This is a genomic window from Pseudomonas rossensis (assembly GCF_039888995.1).
Classification (GTDB): domain Bacteria; phylum Pseudomonadota; class Gammaproteobacteria; order Pseudomonadales; family Pseudomonadaceae; genus Aquipseudomonas; species Aquipseudomonas rossensis.
Window position 1 is genome coordinate 1 of sequence record NZ_JBBWCB010000386.1, and the last position, 239, is coordinate 239.

At 56.1% G+C, this 239-nt stretch carries 1 pseudogene; it reads left to right on the forward strand.

Annotated features, from left to right (window positions below):
- Window positions 1–102 precede the first annotated feature (102 nt).
- Window positions 103–239, forward strand: a pseudogene (locus WLY71_RS30975) (IS110 family transposase); the annotation flags it as partial.

Consider the following 239-nt stretch of genomic DNA (forward strand, 5'->3'; position numbering starts at 1 on the left):
AGGCGTCAATGCGCCACGGTGGCAGTCTAATCAGCCAACGACAGCGAGGGCGAGTCCATGAAAAAGCATACTTCGATTGATCAATCCCTGTCTTCTTCCGATTTGTCGGCCTGCACAACTGTGGCGGTCGATCTGGCCAAGCAGGTCTTTCAGGTCGCCGGTGAAGACGTCCTCGGCCAGGTGCACTACGAGCAACGGATCAAGTCGCGCGAGGCGTTTTATGAGTTTCTCCGCCAGTT